The sequence below is a fragment of the Brevundimonas sp. KM4 genome (assembly GCF_000964075.1).
Taxonomy (GTDB): Bacteria; Pseudomonadota; Alphaproteobacteria; order Caulobacterales; family Caulobacteraceae; genus Brevundimonas; species Brevundimonas huaxiensis.
This window is the reverse complement of sequence record NZ_JZRG01000047.1, coordinates 1-4,011: the sequence shown is the minus strand read 5'-3', so window position 1 is coordinate 4,011 and position 4,011 is coordinate 1. Positions and strand designations below refer to the sequence as shown.

The following is a 4,011-nucleotide window of genomic DNA, read 5'->3' as shown; positions in this document are numbered from 1 at the left end:
AATGGCGGCGTCGAGGTGCGCTTCTTCTTTCGCTTCTTGGGTTTCGGGACCGGCGTGATCAAGTCGGAGTGGCGACGCGCCTCGACGAGATTGCCGGTCGGCTGACCCTCAGCATCCAATTCCCAATGCAGCGTGGGCCGCTCGTAAGGCGAATTGAGGATAGGGCGTTGAAAGAACTGATCGGCCAATCCCGATTCCCCCGAAGCGACGACCATTCGGTCTTAGCACCAGCAGCCAGTCGGTGTGCCACAAAACCCCCTGCTGCGCTGATACAGCTTCGCTACTGGCAGGGATGTGCGTCAAGAACGGTCGCGCGACTTTCGCGCGAATTTAGCCCCACTCCAGTTCACCCGTGAACAGGCGGTAGCTTCCCCAACCGTCGCGGTCGCCGGAATCGTCGATCCGGGGGATGCCGAACGCGTCGCACTTCGCCTCGACCTCGGCGATCAAGGTCAGAGGGACGGGCCGGTTTCGCTCGATGTGGACATCGCGCAGCAGCCAGCCCGCGCCTCGGGTTAGGGGCCGGAACTCCACAAGGCATTCTCCGCGAAACTCACCCATGGCCATCTTCCCCGCCGCCACGTCGGCCAGACGGTGAGCGAGGCAGTTCCTGTATTTCCGTCCCGCTTCCAGCAGATCGCGCATCGAGGCGAGCGGTCGGAGTTCGTTGTCGCCATCGGACAAGGGGTGAGGTGGCAGACGGTCGGCCCGGCGCAACAGGCGGTCGAGGAGCTTGGGCAGCGATGACGTCGGCCGCATGAGGGCGATAGCGTTGGCTACCACCTCGTCGGTTGCTTTGGAGTTCACCGACTGGACGAAGGCCACAGCGGAGTTAAACGCCATGGCCTCCGAATGCGTATCGATGCGATCCAACGTGTTGGCATGACGCCAGCGAGGGTCCAGCGCAGTCAGCACCTCCAGCTTCCGGCAGGTGATCCGCCCGGAAGTCCGCAGGGCGTCGGCGCCGCGCGGATCGTCGCTGATCAGCAGCCCGTGGAGGACCAAATAGTCTTTGGCCCGAGGCAGCGACCGTTCACCGATCTGAGCCAAGAGGCCGGGGAAGCCCTGCGGAACATCGCCAAAGGCATGGCGCAGGATGTCCGCTGCGCGACCGTGGCGGATAACCTCTGCGAAGGTGATCGGGATCAGGCTTTCGTCCTCGACGCCGAAAACACCCGCCTTTTCCCCCCGCGCAGCCAGCGCAGCAAAGATCGCCTGTCGTCGCGGCGGGCTTGCTGTGAGGACGCGAGACAGCACGCCGGGCGCCTCGTCATCCAGCTTCACCAGAGCTTCCGTGCACCAGCCGAGCAGTCCTCCATCACGCATGAGCGACCTCCCATGGAAAGCGGCCTTGTCCTTGCTGATTGGGAGCAACCTGAAACGCGACCCAGCGCCATTTCCGCCGCTCGGCGGGCGTGGTCTGATGGTCGAACAGGATGCGTGGCGGATCACCGGTGAGGTCTTCGAGGATCGCACGAACCGCGACCTCTTCGGGCATCACGACCGGCACGGTCGGCCAGTCGCCAGCCTCAGCGGGCGGATCGACGAACAGCCATTCGGTCGTGCTCAGCCACTGATGTGGTCCAGCGACCTCATTCAGGAAAGTTTCCAGTTCGATGCCGTCGATCTCGCCCGCGTCGTCGAGAACGACGCGGACGGCGAGGCATCGCAACGCTTCGTGCGGCGACAAGCGACCTCCTATACGATGAGGAGGTCAGGCTCTCACGGAAGCTGAATCCGTCAACCAAATCGACTCCTGCGCTCGTCGGCGGTTCCGCTGCTCGGCCTTCAGCGACATGACCAACCGGCGCATGGCTGGCGTGCGGCCATCCCGTGCAGCGCGCTCGTGAGTAAGGCGTGCTCGGTTCTGACACAGGTTCCGATACATCCGGTCGAACGACGGGAGGAGCATTGGAGCCATGTCGCCCATGGACGCAGCATGCATAGCTTTGAACTCTTCCAGCTTCTCCTCAGCACCCTCGTAGGTCGGGAAGGCGAACATCAACCAAGACGGACGGTTCGCCTCACGGAGCGCCGCGATGATGTCGGGAGCGGCGGCCATCAAGCTCCGGGTCTTGCTAATGCCTTCAGGCGCGCAAAGCAGATGCGTCTCTGGTCGCCCGATATTTTCCATCAGACTTCCAAGCAGAATACGGCCCATCGCATCGGTCGCCGTCGGTCGGTCAACAGCGGCTTCAGCGAATGCCGCCTCCACAGGTGAGCGCATGCGACCACCCGGCCCCATCTGCTCGCACTGGTATTCTCCCGCCCAGATTTCCAGCATCGTTTCCAGCGGATGAGGCAATCGGCTCATCAGCAGTCCGCCGCTGGTTGCGTCGTTGGTAAGCCCCAGCGGGTTGGAGCCTTGGATCAGAACCGTCGCGAAAGCCACCCTCATCACGGATGTGGGGTGCTGATCGGAGGGATGATTGTAGAAGTGGGCGACAGGCGCTCCGCTCGAACGGTCGAGGTGAGAGAACCTCGGATGCGCCGTTGTTCCATCGAACAGCGCGGCCAGCTTCTGACAGGCGTAGGCGTCAACCTCGGAGCCGCCGTCCATGCTGCTGGGGGTTGACTTCGGTGCTTGCCCGCGAGGTCGCGCGACCGGCAAGGCCATGAAATCTGCTGGGTCGAGCAGCGTGGCTTTGCCGCCGCCGCCCCGCTCCAGCTTCAGATACTCCCACAACAGACCTTGGAAGAGCGGCTCTCCGACAGGGACGCCGAACAGGTGATTGTCCTTGTCATTGAGGCGCATTCCTCCCGGCAGACGCCGGAAGGTTTCCGGTTGCCGAAGAGATGGATCAGCCTTCATGCCGACCGGCAGGTTGAACAGTGCAAATCCTTCGAATTCGGCTTGGAGTCGGTCCCATGCCTTCTGAAACCCAAAGCGGAGGCTCGTCGGATTGGGCACGGCGCCAGACAGGAGTTCTGTCGAAACGATGAAGTGGAAATGGAGGCTTTTGTGACCGGAGTAGACGACGCTGAGACCCGCGACATCGGCGTATGAGCTTCGCAAATGAGCGACGAACTTGCCCACGACGCTATCGAGGGCGTTATTGGGCGAACGGAGCCAGCCCAGTTGCTGTTGGAAGAAGCCGATGTTGGCCGCGTCGAACTCAATGGTCAGGATGTGGTAGGGTGCGACAACAACCCGAGCGCTCGGGACATTGAAGTCCTCATCGCCATGGGAAGCGACCCGGAGGGCATTGGCGAACAGGCATTGGGCCTCCCAATCAGTGTCGCCAATCTCATCGATCAAGCGTGCGGCGACGTAGTGGTTCCTGCCCGGCACATCCTTTGTGGAGGCCACGGGCATGTAGGTGCGATGTCGGGCACTGAAGCCCTGCTTCTTGATAATCCCCGTCAGGAGGATGGATTGATGCCCCGACTTGGCGCGGCGGAGTTGGCCAAGCTCGGTCTTCGTGAGGTGCGGCGCATAATATTGCGCCCAGATGGGTTCAAAGAGATTCATAATCAGGTCTCATCAGGTCGGAATATGATGTGACGGACCCGACCGACCTGAAGATCGCGCTGGATCATGACTTCCAGCGTTGTCCGCCACGTTCATATTTATAGCGCGGTGATTGTCGCGGCGGTATTTGTTTTGACGTGGTGGCGAATGTTGTCTTGTGAGGAGCGAAGCGACCACTCGGCTCTTCCAAAAAGTCCTTTTCTAACGGACTTGCTTATAAGGTCTCTTAGGAAGTCCCTTAGCAAAGGGGATTTCGGCTGATCTGATCTCAAATCGGCTGTGCCCTTTGGCTCGGCGCTCGGAGCGACAGCGACGATGCGGCGAAGGAAAGGGCCAGACGCAGGTGAGTGCGGAGCGCTCGCCTCGATCCTCGATCCCATGAGGCTTTAGCCGGATCACGATGTTGTCGCTGGAAGTTCGCCCGAAAAAGCCCGCCACGACCGTTCTCGAAAACAGGGGTGGAAATCGCTGTGTTTCACGGCCCGCAAACCCAATGCTGGCGTGGTCGATATTTCGTGCCCGCTTCCATCTGATTGGGA

At 61.4% G+C, this 4,011-nt stretch carries 4 protein-coding genes; all 4 read right to left on the bottom strand.

The window, feature by feature from the left end; all coding sequences use genetic code 11:
- Positions 1-188, bottom strand: a 188-nt coding sequence (locus VH88_RS15860) for a hypothetical protein (RefSeq protein ID WP_156146877.1), incomplete at its 3' end; no start/stop codon positions are given.
- A gap of 142 nt (positions 189-330) precedes the next feature.
- The gene (locus tag VH88_RS15060; protein ID WP_045811974.1) at positions 331-1,284 is read right to left on the bottom strand and encodes a hypothetical protein; all 954 of its coding nucleotides are present in this window, start codon (positions 1,282-1,284) and stop codon (positions 331-333) included.
- 34 nt (positions 1,285-1,318) lie between these two features.
- Complete coding sequence (locus VH88_RS15055; protein ID WP_045811973.1) at positions 1,319-1,690, bottom strand: hypothetical protein; 372 nt, start codon at positions 1,688-1,690, stop codon at positions 1,319-1,321.
- A gap of 24 nt (positions 1,691-1,714) precedes the next feature.
- The gene (locus tag VH88_RS15050; protein ID WP_045811972.1) at positions 1,715-3,472 is read right to left on the bottom strand and encodes a hypothetical protein; all 1,758 of its coding nucleotides are present in this window, start codon (positions 3,470-3,472) and stop codon (positions 1,715-1,717) included.
- Positions 3,473-4,011 lie beyond the last annotated feature (539 nt).